The 14,246-nt window shown below is 72.0% G+C and carries 12 protein-coding genes; 6 read left to right on the forward strand and 6 right to left on the reverse strand.

The features are described from left to right. The first annotated feature begins 34 nt into the window (after positions 1–34). Entirely contained in the window at positions 35–2,473 is a 2,439-nt protein-coding gene (locus tag AB0J46_RS12815; protein WP_364330313.1) for a hypothetical protein, read from the forward strand. Between the two features lie 3 nt (positions 2,474–2,476). On the opposite strand, the gene AB0J46_RS12820 is transcribed toward AB0J46_RS12815, so the two are convergent. Continuing rightward, positions 2,477–3,127, reverse strand: a complete 651-nt coding sequence (locus AB0J46_RS12820) for a DUF2461 domain-containing protein (RefSeq protein WP_364330316.1) — start codon at positions 3,125–3,127, stop codon at positions 2,477–2,479. 21 nt (positions 3,128–3,148) lie between these two features. Continuing rightward, positions 3,149–3,841, reverse strand: a complete 693-nt coding sequence (locus AB0J46_RS12825) for a polysaccharide deacetylase family protein (RefSeq protein ID WP_364330319.1) — start codon at positions 3,839–3,841, stop codon at positions 3,149–3,151. 590 nt (positions 3,842–4,431) lie between these two features. Between AB0J46_RS12825 and AB0J46_RS12830 the strand changes: the two genes are divergently transcribed. Continuing rightward, positions 4,432–5,367 (forward strand): sensor histidine kinase, encoded by a 936-nt coding sequence (locus AB0J46_RS12830; RefSeq protein WP_364330322.1) that lies wholly within the window; start codon positions 4,432–4,434, stop codon positions 5,365–5,367. On the opposite strand, the gene AB0J46_RS12835 is transcribed toward AB0J46_RS12830, so the two are convergent. Continuing rightward, complete coding sequence (locus tag AB0J46_RS12835; RefSeq protein WP_352324845.1) at positions 5,364–5,951, reverse strand: sigma-70 family RNA polymerase sigma factor; 588 nt, start codon at positions 5,949–5,951, stop codon at positions 5,364–5,366. The two genes, AB0J46_RS12830 and AB0J46_RS12835, sit on opposite strands and share 4 nt — an antisense overlap. Positions 5,952–6,199: 248 nt before the next feature. Between AB0J46_RS12835 and AB0J46_RS12840 the strand changes: the two genes are divergently transcribed. Beyond that, the gene (locus tag AB0J46_RS12840; protein WP_364330325.1) at positions 6,200–7,273 is read left to right on the forward strand and encodes a PLP-dependent cysteine synthase family protein; all 1,074 of its coding nucleotides are present in this window, start codon (positions 6,200–6,202) and stop codon (positions 7,271–7,273) included. A gap of 5 nt (positions 7,274–7,278) precedes the next feature. Here AB0J46_RS12840 and AB0J46_RS12845 read toward each other — a convergent pair whose 3' ends face one another. Then, entirely contained in the window at positions 7,279–8,247 is a 969-nt protein-coding gene (locus tag AB0J46_RS12845; RefSeq protein WP_364330328.1) for an iron-siderophore ABC transporter substrate-binding protein, read from the reverse strand. A gap of 97 nt (positions 8,248–8,344) precedes the next feature. On the opposite strand from AB0J46_RS12845, the gene AB0J46_RS12850 reads away from it, so the two are divergent. Genes AB0J46_RS12850 through AB0J46_RS12860 form a run of 3 tightly spaced genes read left to right on the forward strand, consistent with a single transcriptional unit; the run spans position 8,345 to position 11,204 of the window. Next, complete coding sequence (locus tag AB0J46_RS12850; protein ID WP_364330331.1) at positions 8,345–9,373, forward strand: iron ABC transporter permease; 1,029 nt, start codon at positions 8,345–8,347, stop codon at positions 9,371–9,373. Next, entirely contained in the window at positions 9,370–10,413 is a 1,044-nt protein-coding gene (locus tag AB0J46_RS12855) for an iron chelate uptake ABC transporter family permease subunit (RefSeq protein WP_364330334.1), read from the forward strand. The genes AB0J46_RS12850 and AB0J46_RS12855 overlap by 4 nt, the downstream gene beginning before the upstream one ends. Next, positions 10,410–11,204: an ABC transporter ATP-binding protein gene (locus AB0J46_RS12860; protein WP_358288482.1), complete on the forward strand. Its 795-nt coding sequence runs from the start codon at positions 10,410–10,412 to the stop codon at positions 11,202–11,204. The genes AB0J46_RS12855 and AB0J46_RS12860 overlap by 4 nt, the downstream gene beginning before the upstream one ends. Here the strand turns inward: AB0J46_RS12860 and AB0J46_RS12865 are convergent. After that, the gene (locus AB0J46_RS12865; RefSeq protein WP_364330338.1) at positions 11,134–12,384 is read right to left on the reverse strand and encodes an MFS transporter; all 1,251 of its coding nucleotides are present in this window, start codon (positions 12,382–12,384) and stop codon (positions 11,134–11,136) included. The genes AB0J46_RS12860 and AB0J46_RS12865 overlap by 71 nt on opposite strands. A 4-nt stretch (positions 12,385–12,388) precedes the next feature. Beyond that, entirely contained in the window at positions 12,389–14,065 is a 1,677-nt protein-coding gene (locus tag AB0J46_RS12870; protein ID WP_364330341.1) for a tetratricopeptide repeat protein, read from the reverse strand. Positions 14,066–14,246: the final 181 nt, after the last annotated feature.

The raw sequence follows: 14,246 nt of genomic DNA on the forward strand, positions 1-14,246 counted from the left end.
GGCGATTGTTTGGTGCACCATCGCAGCCAGACCCGTGACCGGGTCCGACAGGCCCAAGAGCACCGTCGTGACCGACCCGTGGGCGGCCGCCGCCGCCCGCGCCGACCCGGCCGCCGGATGGGCCCGTACCGCGGCCACCGAGGTCTCAGTCGTCCGGGCCCGCGCGGCCGACCTCGAAGCCGTCCCCGAGGGGCGGATCGACCCCCGGCAGCGCCAGGTCAGGATCACCGTCAGGCACCGGCTGGACCTGCGTCCCGACGACCCGCTGGCCGAGGCGCTGCGCCAGGGCGGCGGCTTCCCGGGCACGCTGCCGCAGGTGACCGACTCCGGGTTCGGCGCGCTCAAGGCGGACGGCCAGAGCCTGGCGCCCACCACCCGGCTCGCGCCGCTCATCGTCTCCTCGCCGGGGCACGTCACGGCCGAGTTCACGGTGACGCTGCTGCGCCAGGTCAGGGTCGAGGGGCTGCTCCGGCTCGACTTCGCCTCGCCGACCGCGCTCCCGCTGATCGTCGTGGAGCGCGCGGTCACCGTGCTGCCCGGCGAGTGGACCGTGCTGCGCGTCGAGGGCATCCAGCCGGAACGGCAGGAGCGCGGCCTGCTGCGCTTCTCCGTCGGCGCCTACCCGGTGAGCCTGACGCTGGCCCCCGGCTCCTACGGCTTCCCCGACGTCGCCGAGGAGGACGACTTCTCCTGGGCCACCGCGCTCGGCGTGCTCACGGCGTGCGCGCTGGCGGTGTTCCTGGTGCGCTCGCTCGGCCGGCGGTGGTGGCAGCGGGTGCCCAACAGGGAGCTGGTCATCGGCCTGGCCATCGCCGCGCCGGCCCTGCTGATCCCGCTGGTCGCCGCGGAGTGGTCGCCGGTCGGGTACGTGATCCTGTTCGTCGCCGTGCCGGTGATGGCGCTGCGGCACGCCGGACGGGTGCTGCCCACCAGCGCGCCGTGGACCGGCCGCGACCTGCTCACGGTGACCGGGCTCGGCCTGCTGGTCGGGCTCGGCATGCTGAGCTGGTCCTGGCTGCACGGCCAGCTCCCCGGGCGCGTGCTGCTGACCGGCGGAGCCGTCGCGGCCCTGGCGGCGGCGGGCGCGGCGGTCGGCTTCAGCGTGGACCTCGGGGTCAGGCCGGTGGTGGTCCGCTTGGCCGCGCTGTGGGCCGAGGCCGCGGTCGGGCTGCTGGCACTGGCCCTGTGGCTGCGGGCGCTGCTGGACGGCGTGTACCCGCCCGACAGCGTCCGGCTGCTGCTGGCGCTGAGCTGGGCGATGATCCCCGTGGCGGCGGTGACCGTGGCGACCAGGCGGTGGAGCCGGGGCGCGGTGGTGGGCGCGGTCGTGGTGAGCCTGCTCGTGCAGGGCTGGCCCACGGAATGGCTGGACGCGGGGTCGTGGAGCCTGGCCGTGCCCCGCGCGGCCGTCCCGACGATCGGCAGCCTGCCGCTGGACCCGCTGGTCCGCGGGGTGCTCGGGCTGCTGCTGCTCGGGTTCGTGATGCTGGTGCTGCGCTTGTGGCGGCTGGGCTGCCGGGTGGCCGCCGTGCGCGACCCGGCCGCCGAGTCGACGATGGTCGTGGTGCTGATGGTGCTCTACATCACGCCCGGCGGCAGCACGACGCTGGCCGACATCGACGTGCCGCTGCCACTGCTGGCGATCACCTCACTCGTGGCCTGGCTGACCGCGCGCTGGCTGCTCGCCGGGCCGCCCGCGTCCGTCGTGGAGCCGGACACGCAGGAGGAGCACCGGCAGTTCGTCCGCGCGGCCCTGCACCGGCGCCTGCTGCTGCTCGCCGAGCAGGAGCTGTACCGCGCCGGACGGACCAGGCTGGCCGCGGACATGTCGATGGCCGAGTTCGACCAGCGGCGGCAGGCTCTGGAGTCCGCGCTGCGTGAGCACGGCCGCCATCCCGAGACCGCCTTCGCCACGGCGGCCGGCTGCACGCCCTGGCACAGCGGCGTGTCGGCGTTCACCGTCAGCCTGCTGCTGAGCCTGCCCTTCGCGCTGGTCTACGGCCGCCCGGAGGGCGCGGACCTGACCAGCTTCCTCTTCGACGGCCGCTACCTGCTCACCCTGCCCGCGTTCGGCTTCCTGTTCGGCTACTTCTACCCGTGCGTCCGGGGCACCCAGCCGATGACCAAGGCGCTGCACCTGGCCGTGGCGGCCCTGCTGACCAGCCTGGCCGGCTACCTGTCGACGCTGGTCGAGCCGGACATCGGCGCCCTCGACAAGGCGCAGGTCGTGGCCATCGTGGTGGGGCAGGTGATGATGGTCTGCGTCGGGCTCGGGCTGTTCTGGGAGTGGCGGATCATGCACCTGGCCGGCGAGCCGTGGGCCAGGGTGCGCAACCTGCGCAGCGTGCGCAGCCTGGCCGCGCCGACCCTGGCCCTGGCGCTGGCCGTGGGCACGACGGCGGCCAGCTCGGCGGCCGGGCAGACGGTCGACCGCATCCTGAAGGGCGACCAGGTCACGACGGGCCAGCGGTGACGCTCAGCGGCGCGGCAGCTCGCTGCCCCTGACGTGCGCGCACTGCCAGTCGATCAGCGCGGCGAAGTCGCGCCAGGCCCGCTCGACGCGTCCGCGCACCTCGGCCGTGTGCACCCACGGCTCCGGCTCGTGGCGCACGCCCGCGAACAGGGACCTGTGGCGCAGCAGCTCGATGCGCGGGTGGTCCTCGTCGAAGCCGCGCGGCCTGGTCTTCAGCCGGTCGCCGCCGATCGTGTAGCCGGCGCCGGCGAGCCGGGCGACGATCGACTCCAGCGGCTTGCCGGTGACGTCCTCGTCCACGGCCGCGCGGTAGCGGGCGATCTGGTCGGAGGCCTGGGTGTAGCGGCCGCCGGCGACGTACAGGCCGGCGGCGCTGATCTCGACGTAGTAGCCGATGCCGGGCATCAGGTCGACGAAGGCGCCCTGATGGGTCTTGTACGGCGTCTTGTCCTTGGAGAAGCGCACGTCACGGTAGGGCCGGAAGAGCTGGGCCGGGCCGAACTCGGCGGCCAGCTCGTCGGTGAGCTCCGTCATGGGCGCGCGGACCGCGTCCTCGTAGAGGTGCTTGTGGCGGGTGAAGTAGTGCTTGGAGTTGTCCGCCTCAAGGCCCTCGTAGAAGATGAACGCCTCGTCGGGGAAGCCGGTGAAAGCCATGGCCCAAGGGTGCCATGCCGCTCACCGTGCGGTGTACGTGCGGCCCGGTGTGGGCGGGCGGCCGTACAGTTCCGAGATCGTGACGAACGTGTAGCCCTTCTTGGCGAGGGTGTCGATCACCTTCGGCACGGCCTCGACCGTGGTGGGGTGGATGTCGTGCATGAGCACGATCGACCCGGCCTTGGCGGTGTCGGCCCGCCTGACCACGGCGGCGGGCTCGCGGTGCAGCCAGTCGAGGGTGTCGACGTCCCACAGGATCTGGGCCAGGCCCTCGCGGCGGGTCTCGGCGGCGACGGCCTCGTCGGTGCTGCCGTACGGCGGGCGCATCACCCGCATCTTGACCCCGGTCAGCCGGTGGACGAGCTCGTCGGTGTGCCCCAGCTCGTTGCGCACGCCCTCGCGGGACAGGCCGGTCAGCGACGGATGGGACCAGGAGTGGTTGCCGATCTCGTGGCCCTCGTCCACGATGCGGCGGGTGATCCGGCCGCCGCTGTCGGCGGCCACCATCTCCCCCAGCACGAAGAACGTGGCCCTGACGTGGCGCTGGCGCAACAGGTCGAGCAGCTTGCCGGTGTAGGGCCCTGGACCGTCGTCGAAGGTCAGGGCCACACACTTGATCTTGCCGCAGTCGAACCGGCGGCTGCGCGGCCAGTCGGACTGCTGCGCGATCAGCCGCTTGGCCAGGACCTCAGGACTGACCTGTGGCCGGATCATGGCGGAATGTCGGCGCGGCACCGGCTGGGCGGCGCAGCCCACGAGAACGATCAGGACGAATGGCAAAGCCCAAATGCGCATGTTTTCCCCCGAAACACCGCACGCGGGGGCCTTACGGATAGTCCTGGACCGGTCTCCCCCGTAGTTCCCTGGCCAGGTCGTCCCACCAGAGTGGGATATCCGCGTGCAGCTCCTTGTAGCGGCGCGCCACGCGCATGGCACATCCAACCGGATCCGTACCCAGATGACGACGTTTAACCGGACCTTCCTGCCAACGGTAAAAACCGTCCCTGTAGTGCACGACGAGACCTATCCAGACCGAGATGGTCGCTCCGTCCCCCACCTCGTACGCGCTGGTGACTCCCAGCCCGTGCAGCTCCGCCTGGAGTTTCTCCGTCGCCGCGCGGGCTTCGGTCACACGCCACCCCCTGCCGACGTTTCCGTACACAACAGATGTACCCAGCAACGGGCATCAGCCGTCCAAGACATGGAGTAATCATCAAACTCCGGGGAGTCACGCGCAGGCCGTTCGACGTTATTGGTCGGCTTCCGCCGTTGCGCGGCCGGGCCGCCCTTGTTACGTTTCGGCCGTGCGCCGTGAGCGGGCACAGTCGCTGAAGCACGTCGCGGTACCGTACGACTCCGATCGGGCCTTCCTCGACCTCGTCGTGCCGCGCGTGCGCACCGCGCTGGACGAAGACCGGCGCGTGCTGGTCGTCAACCGCCCCGACCGGCTGGCGCTGCTGGCGGAGGCCCTCGACGGCGACGCGCGGCGCATCGACAGCCGCCCGGCCGGCGCCTGGTACGGCCACCCCCACCGGATGCTGGCCGCCTACCACGAGTACACGCGCGGGCGGCCCACCCTGGTCGTCGGCGAGCCCGTCTGGACCGATCTGAGCGAGCCGCGGATCCAGGACCTCATCCGCTACGACTCGGTCGTCAACGCCGCCCTGGCCGCGGCCCCGTCCGTCATGATGTGCCTGTACGACCTGCGCGACGTCCCCGAGCCCGTCCGCGAGCTCACCCCGGTCGTCCATCCCCTGGTGCTGGGGGCGGGGGGTGAGGCGGCCAGCGGGCGGTTCGTGCAGCCCCACGAGCTGGTGCTCGACGGCGACGACGCGCCGTTCCCGGAGCCGGGCCCGGGGGCCTGCCTGGTGCGGTTCTCGGCCCGCGAGCTCAAGCGCCTGCGCCAGACCGTCGGCGACTACGCCAGGACGGCCGGCATGGACCGCAACCTCATCTCCTCGCTGGTGCTCAGCGTCTCGGAGATCGCCGCGAACTGCGTCGAGCACGGCGCCGGGTTCGGCACGATCACGATGTGGGTGGAGGAACGCGACCTCGTCTGCGAGATCGCCGATCCCGGCGGGGCGCTCGACGACCCCCTGCCGGGCTACATACCGCCGGAGCCCGAGTCCCCGCGGGGGTACGGGCTCTGGATCAGCCGGCAGCTCTGCGACCGGGTGCAGCTGCGCGACGAAGGCGGCCTGTTACGCGTCCGCCTTCGCCTGTCCCTGGACTCTCCCTAGGCGGCGGCGCGGGGGGCGGGAAGGCGCACGGCGCCCTCCTCCCGCGCGTAGTCCTCCAGCATGCCGCGGAGCTGGCGGCGGCCACGGTGCAGACGGGACATCACGGTGCCGATGGGCGTCCCCATGCGCTCGGCGATCTCCTTGTACGCGAACCCCTCGACGTCGGCCAGGTAGACGGCCACGCGGAAGTCCTCGGGCAGGGAGCGCAGGGCGTTCATCACGACGCTGTCGGGCAGCCGGTCGAGCGCCTCGGTCTCGGCCGAGCGCAGGCCCGTCGAGGTGTGGGACTCGGCGGCGTGCAGCTGCCAGTCCTCGATGTCCTCGGCGGCCGACAACTTCGGCGAGCGCTGCTTCTTGCGGTAGTCGTTGATGAAGTTGTTGGTGAGGATGCGGTGCAGCCACGCCTTGAGGTTGGTGCCCTCACGGAACTGGTGATAGGACGTGTACGCCTTGGCGACCGTCTCCTGCACCAGGTCCTCGGCATCGGCGGCGTTACGGGTCAGGCGCATGGCGGAAGCGAACAGCTGCGACGTCACGGGCACGACATCGCGCTCGAACCAGTCCTGACGCTGCTCATCGGTCATAGTGATCAATTCATTCCCCCTTGCGCTATCCCCCGTTCGGCACAAGCCGCCTGACAGCGTTCCTCATCCTCGCAACTCCCAGGTAAGGGACGCGTTAGGAGAGTCCGCATAGGTCAGAAGGGGTTTGTAGTCCATCTGCTCGCGGCGTGCGTGGTCACGTCCACGGCCGGACAAGTCTCATTATCATAACACTACCCACCCAATTTCGTAGGAATAGTGGTCAGAGTCACAGGGGATAGCGTATGGACATGGAATCTGTGGACCGTCACGACACGGGGACACGTCGGTGGGTGGCGGAGGCCATCCGCAAGGTGGAGGCCGACGCCAACCGAAGTTGTGACACTCACCTGCACGTCTTTCCGCTTCCCTCCGACTGGGGCGTAAACCTCTATCTGAAAGACGAATCGGTGCACCCGACCGGTTCACTCAAGCACCGGCTCGCGCGGTCCCTGTTCCTGTACGGCCTCGCCAACGGCTGGATCGGCCCGGCCACCACGATCGTGGAGGCGTCCAGCGGCTCGACCGCGGTCAGCGAGGCGTATTTCGCCCGGCTGCTCGGCCTGCCGTTCATCGCCGTCATGCCCGCGTCCACGTCGCCCGAGAAGTGCCATCTCATCGAGTTCTACGGCGGGAAATGTCACCTCGTCGCCGACCCCGGGGCGATCTATGACGAATCTCACCGGCTGGCCGCCGAGACCGGGGGCCACTTCATGGACCAGTTCACCTACGCCGAACGCGCGACCGACTGGCGTGGCAACAACAACATCGCCGAGTCGATCTATTCCCAGATGTCCATGGAGCCGCATCCCGAGCCCGCCTGGATCGTCGTGGGCGCCGGCACCGGCGGCACGTCGTCCACGATCGGCCGCTACATCCGCTACCGCCGCCACCCCACCCGCCTGGCCGTGGTCGACCCGGAGGGCTCGGCGTTCTACCCGGGCTGGGTCTCCGGCGACCCCACGGTGACGGCCTCGGGGTCGCGGATCGAGGGCATCGGGCGTCCCCGGGTGGAGCCGTCGTTCCTGCCCAGCGTGATCGACCGCATGATCGCCGTCCCCGACGCCCGCTCGATCGCCGCCATGCACTGGACCCGCGAGGTCACCGGCCTGGACGTCGGCGGCTCCACGGGGACGAACATGGCGGCGTGCGTCGAGCTCGTCAGGGAGATGCGCGAAGCGGGCGTCCAGGGCAGCGTCGTCACCCTGATCTGCGACCGCGGCGACCGCTACAAGGGCACCTACGACAACCCGGAATGGCTGGCCGGCCAGGGGCTCGACCTCGAACCCCACCTGGCCGACCTGCGGACGTTCCTGCCGCGCTGAGCCCTCTAGGCGGCCTTGGCGGGGTCGACCGAGAAGGTCTTGGCCAGGTCGTCCAGGATCGCGTGGGCGCCCTGGATGCCCACGGCGCTCATCCAGGTCAGGTCGCTGACCTCGTGCTTGTCCCCCTTGAGCCGGCCCCACAGCGGGTTGCCGACGAACTTCTCCTTGGGGCCGTCGCTGGCCGGGTCCGGGTAGGTGGCGACGAAGATGTGGTCGGCGTCGAGGTCGGCGATGCGCTCCTGGCTGACGTCCACGGCGATGGCGTCGTCCTTGGTCGGCTGGCCCTCGGGGCGGGGGAAGCCGACGTCCTTCAGCACCACCCCGGAGTACGACTTCTCGACGTAGAGCCGGACGGTGGGCTCACCGGCGAAGCGCACGATCGAGACGGTCGGCAGCTTCCCGCCCGCCTTCTCCTTGATCGCGGCCCCGATCGTGCCCGCGCGCTCCTCGAACGCCTTGATCCGGGAGTCGGCCAGGTCCTCCTTGCCCAGGGCGCGGCCCATGAGCCGCAGGTTCTCCTTCCAGATGGCGCCGGTCGTCTCGCTGAAGACCGTCGGCGCGATCTTCGACAGCTTGTCGTACAGGGCCTCGTGCCGGACCTTGGCCGAGACGATCAGGTCGGGCTTGAGCGCGGCGATCTTCTCCAGGCTGGGCTGCTCCAGGGTGCCGACCGGGGTCGCCTCCTTGCCGTACTGGGCGACGAGCGGGCCGAGGTAGTCGGGCAGCTTGGTGTCGATCGACCGGTAGGTGGTGTAGCCGATCACGGGGGTCTCCAGCGTGAGCACCGCGTCCACGAAGCTCTGGTCGAGCGCGACGACCCGCTTGGGCTGCCCGGAGATCTTGGTCGAGCCCATCGCGTGCTCGATCGTCCTGGCCGCCGGGTCGGCCGACGGCGTGGCCGCCGGCTCCGTCGAGCCGCACGCGGCCACCCCCGCCACCAGCAGCACACCGGCCAGCACCCGCCACGCTCTCATCGGAACCCTTTCTTGAAGTAAGGCGAACCTAAATTAGGTTAGCCCTGCCTAACCTGGCATACTTCACCACGATCGGGCAAACAAGGGGAGGAAACTGGTGACCGCGCTCGCGCCCCGCCTCCACGGCATCCGGCGCCGGCGGCTCGTCCTCCTGCTCCTCCTTCTCGCCGCCGTCGCGGCCGGGGTGGTGCTGAGCATCACGGTCGGCTCGAAGTCCGTACCGCCGGGCGACGCCTGGCAGGCTCTCACCGCGCCCACGGGCAGCGAGAACGACATCATCATCCGCTCGCTGCGCGTGCCGCGTACCGTGCTCGGGGTGCTGGCCGGGATCGCGCTCGGCGTCGCGGGCGCCCTCATGCAGGGCCACACGCGCAACCCGCTGGCCGACCCCGGCCTGCTGGGCGTCACGCAGGGCGCGGCGTTCGCCATGGTGGCCTCGATCATCCTGCTCGGCGCCTCCAGCCTGCTCGCCTACATCTGGTTCGGCCTGGCGGGCGCGCTGGTGGCCAGCGTGGCGGTGTTCGCGCTCGGCATGACGGGCGGCAGGGGCGGCCCCACCCCGGTCACGCTGGCCCTGGCCGGCACCGCGGTCAGCGCCCTGCTGTACGCCATGACCTCGGCCATCGTGCTCCTCGACGAGCAGGCCATGGACGTCTTCCGCTTCTGGCAGTCCGGCTCCATCGCCGCCAGGGGCCCGGACGTGGTCTGGCAGGTGCTCCCGTTCATCCTCGCCGGCCTGCTGCTCGCCCTGGTCAACGCCCCGGGCCTGAACGCCCTGTCACTCGGCGAGGACGTCGCCCGCTCGCTCGGCCAGAACATCGCCCTGACCAGGACGGTCGGCGTCGCCGCCGTCACCCTGCTGTCGGGCGCGGCGGTGGCGGCCTGCGGCTCGCTGGCGTTCGTGGGCCTGATCGTGCCGCATCTGGCCCGGCCGCTGTCGGGCACCGACCACCGGTGGCTGCTGCCGTACTCGGGGCTGGTCGGAGCGGCGTTGCTGCTGGTCGCCGACGTGATCGGCCGCGTGGTCGCCCCTCCGGGCGAGCTGGAGGTCGGCGTGGTCCTCGCGCTGATCGGCGCGCCCTTCTTCGTCGCCCTGGTCCGCCGCAGAAAGCCGGTACGGCTATGACCGCGCTCCCCCTGCGCCTCGGCGCCCTGTCCTGGCGGCTGCGCCCGCGCGCCGTCGCCGTCGGCGTGACCGGCCTGGCGCTCCTGGTCGTGCTCATGGCGCTGAACATGCGCATCGGCGACCTCCCGTTGAGCCTGGCGGAGGTGCTCCAGGGCACCTTCGACGTCAACAGCCCGGCCCACTTCGTCATCATGGAGCTGCGCCTGCCGCGCGCCCTGACCGGCGCCCTGGTCGGCGCCGCGCTCGCGCTGTCCGGCGCGATCATCCAGTCCATCGCCCGCAACCCGCTGGCCAGCCCCGAGATCCTCGGCGTCACGACCGGCGCCTCGGTCACCGTCGTGGCCGGCGTGGTGGCCAGCGGCAGCGTCTACGGCGGCGCCAGCGGCCTGCTGGCCGACCTGGGCATCCCCGCGCTCGCCCTGCTCGGCGGCCTGCTCGGCGCGTCCGTCGTCTACGGTCTGGCCTGGCGGCGCGGCCTGGACGGCTACCGCCTGGTCCTGGTCGGCATCGGCGTGGCCGCCGTGTTCACGAACGTGAAGTTCTGGCTGCTGACCGTCGGCGACGTCAACGACACCGGCCGGGCCATGGTCTGGATCAGCGGCTCGCTCAACGGCCGCGGCTGGGAGCACGTCGTGCCCGTGGCGCTCGCGCTGGCGGTGCTCGTCCCGGCCACCCTGCTCGGCACCCGCCCGCTCGACGCGCTGCGCTTCGGCGACGACGTGGTCACCGCCCTCGGCGTGCGTGTGAACGCGGCCCGCGCCCTGCTGATCCTGGCCGCCGTGCTGCTGGCCGCGGTGGCCACCGCCTCGGCCGGGCCGATCGCCTTCGTGGCCCTGGCCGCGCCGCAGATCGCGCTCCGGCTGGCCCGCTCGGCCCGGCCGCCGCTGCTGTGCTCGGCGGTCACCGGGGCCGTGCTCACCGCGGGCGCCGACCTGATCGCCCGGACCGTCTTCTCCCCGATCGAGCTGCCCGTCGGCATCGTCACGGCCGTGCTGGGCGCACCGTACCTGATCCACCTGATCTGGAGGGCACGCAAATGAGGCTGCAGGCCGCGGGCGTCAAGCTCGGCTACGGCGACCGGACCATCGTGGACGGCCTCGACCTGGGCGTCGAGGCGGGCACGGTGACCACCATCATCGGCCCGAACGGCTGCGGCAAGTCCACCCTGCTGCGCGCGCTCGGCCGCCTGCTCAAGCCCCAGGGCGGCCAGGTGCTGCTGGACGGCAAGCGCATCGACGCCATCCCCACCCGCGAGGTGGCCAAGATCCTCGGCGTGCTGCCGCAGGCGCCGTCCGCCCCCGAAGGGCTCACCGTGGCCGATCTGGTGGCCAGGGGACGGCATCCGCACCAGACGTGGTACCGGCAGTGGTCCTCCGACGACGAGTCGGCCGTCGCCGCGGCGCTGACCATGACCGGCCTGGCCGACCTCGCCGAACGCCCGCTCGACGAGCTGTCGGGCGGCCAGCGGCAGCGGGCGTGGATCTCCATGGCCCTGGCCCAGGGCACCGACCTGCTGCTGCTCGACGAGCCCACCACCTTCCTCGACCTGGCCCACCAGGTGGAGGTGCTGGAGCTCGTCCGGCACCTGCACGAGCAGGCCGGCCGCACGGTCGTCATGGTCCTGCACGACCTCAACCTGGCCGCGCGCTACGCCGACCGGCTGGTGGCCATGCGCGCCGGCAAGGTCGTGGCCGCCGGCGCCCCGCACGAGGTGCTGACCGAGGAGCTGCTGCGCGAGGTGTTCGAGCTGGACGCGAAGGTCATCGAGGATCCGGTCGCGGGGACCCCTCTCGTGGTGCCGATCGGGCCGCTCGCAGCCGCGCGAGGCTGACCCGGCGCATCGGCGACAGCGCCACGCCCGCCGCGATGGCCAGCCAGCTCACCCCGGCGAAGGCCATCAGCGCGTACGCGTTCCGCACCGCCGACTCGAACACGCCCGTGACCAGCGAGGCGATCGGGATGGAGAAGAACGCGATCATCCTGGCCGTGCCGAGCACCCGTCCGAGCAGGTGGTCGGGGACGAGCAGCTGGCGGACGGTCATGCTCGCCACGATCGAGGTCCCGGCGGCCGCGAACTGCCCCATCCAGGCCAGCCCGATCAGCACCGGCCCCCTGGCCGGGATCATGGCCAGCATCGACAGGCCCCCGGCCACGACGGCCCAGCAGATCAGCGGGCCCGGCCGGCACCTGGACACCAGCCTGCCGCCCAACACCGCCCCGAGCACCGCGCCCGCCCCCTGGAAGGCGTAGACGACGCCGATCTCCCCGGGCGTGAACCCGTGGTACGAGCTGAGGTAGTACACCAGCCCCGCCAGCAGCAGCCAGACGCCGAAGTTGCAGGCCGCGGCGGACAGGGCGGTGGTGAGCACCACCCGGTCGCCGCCGGTCAGGAAGCGCAGGCCCTCGCGCATGTCGGCGACCACCGACCACCCCCGCACCGCCGCCGCGGCGGCGGGCGCGGTCCTGATCAGCGAGATCAGCAGCGCCGACAGCAGGAACGTGCCCGCGTCGGCGTAGACGGCCACCTGGTAGCCGAAGTTCACCACCAGCGCGCCGCCGATCACCGGCCCGGCCATGTTGACCGCGTGCTCGCCGATGTGCAGCCGGGCGTTGGCCTGCGGCAGCCGCGCCACCTCCACCAGCGAGGGCACGATCGACCGGAACGCCGGCTGGTAGAGCGGGTCCACACAGGCCAACAGGAACGCCACCACGTAGATCGGCCACAACCGGGACACACCGGCCGTGACCAGGACGGCGAGCACGACGGTGACGGCCCCCGACGCCAGGTCGCCCAGCACCAGCACCCGCCGCCGGTCGAACCGGTCGGCGATCACCCCGCCGAACATCCCCAGCAGCAGGTACGGCAGGTACTCGGTCACGTAGACCAGCCCCGTGCCGAGCGCCGACCCGGTCAGGTCGTAGACGAGCAGCGGCAGGGCCAGCCGGTAGATCCAGGTGCCGAGCGAGGAGGCGAGGAAGGCTCCCAGGAGGAGCCAGTACCGGCCGCCCATCCCCTCACCCCTCGGCCAGCGCCCGCCCGACGTCCGGATCGCCGGGGGCCAGCTCGGCGGCTCTGAGCAGGTCCTGTCTGGCCTCCCTCGCCCGTCCCAGCTCCCGGTGGACCATCGCCCGGTTGAACAGCAGCTCGGCCGTCTCCGTCAGCTTCAGCGCGCGGGTCAGGTCGGACAGCGCGCCGTCGGGGTCGCCGCGTTCGAAGGCGAGCACGGCCCGGCTCCCCCACGCGGCGGCCAGGTCGGGATCGATCTCCAGCGCGGCGTCGAAGGCGGCGTACGCCTCCGGGTGGCGGCCCTGGGCCGTCTCCACCTGGCCGAGCACGCAGAGCAGGTGGGCGTCGCGCGGCCGGAGCGCGAGGCCGCGCTCCACGTCCCGCCTGGCCTGCTCGTACTCGCCGTGCAGGGCGAGCAGGCCGCACCTGTTCACGTACGCGGGGGCGAAGTCGGGGTCGAGCTCCAGCGTGCGGTCGAGGTCGGCGCGGGCGCCGTCCAGGTCGCCGGCCGCGAACCGCAGCTCCGAGCGGTTGTAGTACGCCTCGGGGAAGGGCGGGCTGAGCCGCATGACGGTCTCGTAGTCGGCCAGGGCCTCGTCCGGTCTGCCGAGCTTGTTCAGCAGGTTGCCCCGGTCGAGGTAGTAGTCCGAATAGCCGGGATCGGCGTCGATCGCCGCCGTGTAGTCGGCCAGCGCCTCCTCGTACCGGCCGGCCGCGGCCAGCAGCTGGGCCCTGTTGGCGCGCAGCACGAGCCGGTGGACCGGGTGCTCGTCCGCCAGGTGCTCGTCGGCCAGGGCGATGGCCTGCTCGACCAGCCGCAGCGCGGCGTCCGGACGGCCGGCGCGCAGCTCCACCAGGGCCTTGCCGTTGAGGTCGAAGCCGAGGTGGAAGGCGCGTTCGCGGGGGTCGGGCAGCAACGACGTGATCGTGACGGCCTCGTTGATCCACGCCATCGCCTCGCCGGGGTCGCGGCGGGCGGGGTCGTGGTGGCGTACCAGGATCATCGCGGTGGCGTAGGCGATGGTGGCCCGGTGCTTGGGGTCGGTGCTGAGGCGCCTGGCCCGGTCGTAGAGCTCGCGGGCCTCCTCCTCGCGCTCCACCGCCTCCAGGGCCGTGGCGACGCGCTGCACGAGGGTCCGCCACCCGTCGGGGTCGTCCTCGTACGCCATGCCGCGCAGCGCCTCCGTGCCCGACTCCACCATCGCGTGATGGAAGCCCTCGTCGCGGTAGCGGTCGAAGTCGGCGCACAGCGGGCCCTCACCGGGCGACGACGGACCTTCCGCGACGCGCAGCAGCCCCGGGTCGAGCCGGCGGCGCAGCACCTCGACCAGTTCGCGGTCGGTGTGGTCGGCCTCGCCCAGGTTCGACACGACGAGCGTGAGCGGCCCGGTGACGGCCAGCAGCTCGCGGACGAACTCGGCCAGCCCGTTGGCGATCCTGAGGCTGCGCCGCGCCCCCGGGATGAGGATGCGCTGCCCCCTCGGCAGGTCGTCGGCCAGCGAGCGCCTGCGCACCGGCACGAGCGGCCGCAGGCGGGGCGCCGCGACCCGGAGCTCCACGTCGTATGCGGCGACCAGGTCGGGCCGCCGGTCGAGCGCCTCGGGGACCAGAAGGTCGAGCAGCGCGGCGGCCAGCGTGTACGGCCCGGCTGCCCGGCGGTCGGCGTCCAGGGCGATCGTCCTCACGACCGCCCCTTTCCCAGCGGTCGGCGTTCCCGCGTGGAAACGCCGACCCAGAGACAGGTCAAATGCCGTGTCGCGGCGAGGCGAGCGTGGAGGGCCTGACAGTCCCGGGACGATGGACGACGATCTTCTTCATGGGCATCCCTTACGTGATCGCGGATAACCCGAACATGTCAGCACAAAG

Source organism: Nonomuraea sp. NPDC049758 (assembly GCF_040674635.1).
GTDB lineage: Bacteria > Actinomycetota > Actinomycetes > Streptosporangiales > Streptosporangiaceae > Nonomuraea.

What these genes read in the sequence shown, in the direction of transcription:
- AB0J46_RS12835 (WP_352324845.1), bottom strand. Translation starts at nt 5,951, where the DNA reads ATGACCGATGAGCAGCGTCAGGACTGGTTCGAGCGCGATGTCGTGCCC.
- AB0J46_RS12820 (WP_364330316.1), bottom strand. Translation starts at nt 3,127, where the DNA reads ATGGCTTTCACCGGCTTCCCCGACGAGGCGTTCATCTTCTACGAGGGC.
- AB0J46_RS12845 (WP_364330328.1), bottom strand. Translation starts at nt 8,247, where the DNA reads ATGAGAGCGTGGCGGGTGCTGGCCGGTGTGCTGCTGGTGGCGGGGGTG.
- AB0J46_RS12825 (WP_364330319.1), bottom strand. Translation starts at nt 3,841, where the DNA reads ATGATCCGGCCACAGGTCAGTCCTGAGGTCCTGGCCAAGCGGCTGATC.
- AB0J46_RS12865 (WP_364330338.1), bottom strand. Translation starts at nt 12,384, where the DNA reads ATGGGCGGCCGGTACTGGCTCCTCCTGGGAGCCTTCCTCGCCTCCTCG.
- AB0J46_RS12840 (WP_364330325.1), top strand. Translation starts at nt 6,200, where the DNA reads ATGGAATCTGTGGACCGTCACGACACGGGGACACGTCGGTGGGTGGCG.
- AB0J46_RS12855 (WP_364330334.1), top strand. Translation starts at nt 9,370, where the DNA reads ATGACCGCGCTCCCCCTGCGCCTCGGCGCCCTGTCCTGGCGGCTGCGC.
- AB0J46_RS12860 (WP_358288482.1), top strand. Translation starts at nt 10,410, where the DNA reads ATGAGGCTGCAGGCCGCGGGCGTCAAGCTCGGCTACGGCGACCGGACC.